This is a genomic window from Bartonella sp. TS25HLJMH (assembly GCF_042193505.1).
GTDB classification, from domain to species: Bacteria; Pseudomonadota; Alphaproteobacteria; order Rhizobiales; family Rhizobiaceae; genus Bartonella; species Bartonella grahamii.
In genome coordinates, this window is record NZ_JBHILV010000054.1 from 1 (window position 1) to 2,061 (window position 2,061).

Here is a 2,061-nt window from a genome sequence, read left to right on the forward strand (position 1 = left end):
AAGCAACTGTTAAAATCGAAGGCAGTGGAGAAGCAGAAGCAATCCTGAAAGATGGAAAAGTAACTTCTATTGTCATTAAGAACAGTGGTTTTGATTATCAAACCGCCCCAAATGTGACGATTGAAGGAGATGGCACTGGTGCGACAGCCAAAGCCGAAATCAGTACAACCTCTAATCCTGTAGCGGCAGAACTGATTGGTATTGCAGAGCGTCTGCGCGCCATTGTGGTGCTTGATGCACCAAACACAACAGATGAAGCAGCCCTTAGCGCAGCAAAGGATTTTGACTCCAAACGCGCCATCATAGTTGACCCTTTTGTAAAGGTGAATCGTGATGGAAAAATCTTAGAACAGCCAGCAAGTGCAGCAGTTGCTGGTGTCATTGCTAAAACCGATTTTACACACGGTTTTTGGCATTCTCCTTCAAACAAAGTGATCAATGGCATTGTTGGTATTGCACGTCCCATTGATTTTTCCATTGGTGATCGATCAAGCCGCGCTAACCTTCTTAACGAACAAAACATCACAACAATTATCCGCGAAAATGGTTATCGTCTTTGGGGTAATCGCACCCTTTCAAGCGATACAAAATTTTCTTTCTTATCGGTAGTGAGAACCGCAGATATGATCAATGACGCCATTTTGCGCGGGCATCTATGGGCTGTCGACCGCAATATCAAAAAAACCTACATGCATGACGTGAGTGAAAGCGTCAATGCCTATTTGCGTGATTTAAAAGCACAAGGCGCCATTCTTGGTGGGCGTTGTACGCCTGATCCAGAGTTGAATACAGCAAGCGCTATTGAAGGCGGCAGAGTCTATTTCAATGTCGAATTCACACCAACAACACCAGCAGAACACATCACGTTCCGTTCACGCATTGTGAATGATTATTTAGAGGAGATTTTTTAATGGCTATCCCCGTTTTACCAAGAGTTTTGAAATATTTTAACATTTTTGTCGACGGCATTCCCTATCAAGCAAAATGTGAAAGCGTAACATTGCCGAATTTGAACTTGGTTGTTGAAAGTTATCGCGGCGGAGGCATGGATAGCTCTATTGAAGTTGACCTTGGTCTTGAAACCCTCACACTTAGCATGACCATTTCTGATTGCTCTCCAGAGTTAATGGCACTGTTGGGGCGCACTGATGTCGACATTTCATTACGAAGTTCAATGCAAGCGCAAGGCACACCCGCAGAAGGTGTTGTCATTACCATGAAAGGACTATGCAAAGGCTTTGAAATGGCAGAATGGCAACCGGGGAGCAAAGCAACATCCACAGCAACATTTACATTGCAGTATTTTAAATATGTCCAGAAGGACGTTGAAATTGTTGAGATAGACGTCCCCAACCTCATCAGAAAATTCAATGGCGTCAATCAATTAGCAGATCATAGAGAAAACTTAGGATTATAAAAATGACAGTACAAACAAGCATTACACATAAATTATTGATACCTGTTACTTTTGAGGGAAAAGAGCACACCACAATTACCTTACAGCGCCCCAAAACAAAAGATCTGCAAGCAATCGACAAAAAAGAAGGCATAGAGCAAACAATTGCTATGGTTGCACGCCTTTCTGGATGGGCACATGAAGCGGTTGGAGAACTCGATATTAATGACTTGTCGAGCATTGGAGAGATTTTAGAGTCTTTTATCAAGCGGCGGGATACCTCGACTGGGAAACTGCCGCGAAACTCATAGCCGATATTACCATTGTGTTCCATTGGTCCCTTTCAAAGATGATGGAAATGGAACCGCAAGAACTCATATTCTGGCGAAATCAAGCAGTAGAAAGGTATAAGACAAAATGAGTGAAAAAGTTGCTGATGCAAAGGTGAAACTGTCTCTTGAAGACAAACTCACCGCGCCTCTTAAACGTGTACAAAAAAAATTCGATACATTGTCTAAAACACTCTCACATAGTTTGGGTATTCCGCGCTTTTCTGCTGCTGTAAAAAACATGACAAAAAGCCTTCATGGCGTTCAAAGTGCTCTTGGAGTGGCGGCAAGCCGTGCTTCGGTCTTTACCGGTGTCTTAGGGCTTGCTGGTGGTGG

At 43.3% G+C, this 2,061-nt stretch carries 4 protein-coding genes and 1 pseudogene; all 5 read left to right on the forward strand.

Going from position 1 to position 2,061, the window contains the following annotated elements; genetic code table 11:
• Positions 1–911: phage tail sheath family protein (locus ACFINF_RS09040; RefSeq protein ID WP_375620565.1), on the forward strand; the 911-nt coding region annotated here is incomplete at its 5' end.
• The gene (locus ACFINF_RS09045) at positions 911–1,417 is read left to right on the forward strand and encodes a phage major tail tube protein (RefSeq protein ID WP_375620566.1); all 507 of its coding nucleotides are present in this window, start codon (positions 911–913) and stop codon (positions 1,415–1,417) included. The genes ACFINF_RS09040 and ACFINF_RS09045, both read left to right, overlap by 1 nt.
• Before the next feature lie 2 nt (positions 1,418–1,419).
• Entirely contained in the window at positions 1,420–1,707 is a 288-nt protein-coding gene (locus ACFINF_RS09050; RefSeq protein ID WP_375620567.1) for a phage tail assembly protein, read from the forward strand.
• A 47-nt stretch (positions 1,708–1,754) separates the two neighbouring features.
• On the forward strand, positions 1,755–1,817 hold the full coding sequence (locus ACFINF_RS09055) for a hypothetical protein (RefSeq protein ID WP_375620568.1): 63 nt from the start codon (positions 1,755–1,757) through the stop codon (positions 1,815–1,817).
• Positions 1,814–2,061 (forward strand): annotated as a pseudogene (locus ACFINF_RS09060) (phage tail protein); the annotation flags it as partial. The gene ACFINF_RS09055 and the pseudogene ACFINF_RS09060, both read left to right, overlap by 4 nt.

What these genes read in the sequence shown, in the direction of transcription:
- ACFINF_RS09045 (WP_375620566.1), top strand. Translation starts at nt 911, where the DNA reads ATGGCTATCCCCGTTTTACCAAGAGTTTTGAAATATTTTAACATTTTT.
- ACFINF_RS09050 (WP_375620567.1), top strand. Translation starts at nt 1,420, where the DNA reads ATGACAGTACAAACAAGCATTACACATAAATTATTGATACCTGTTACT.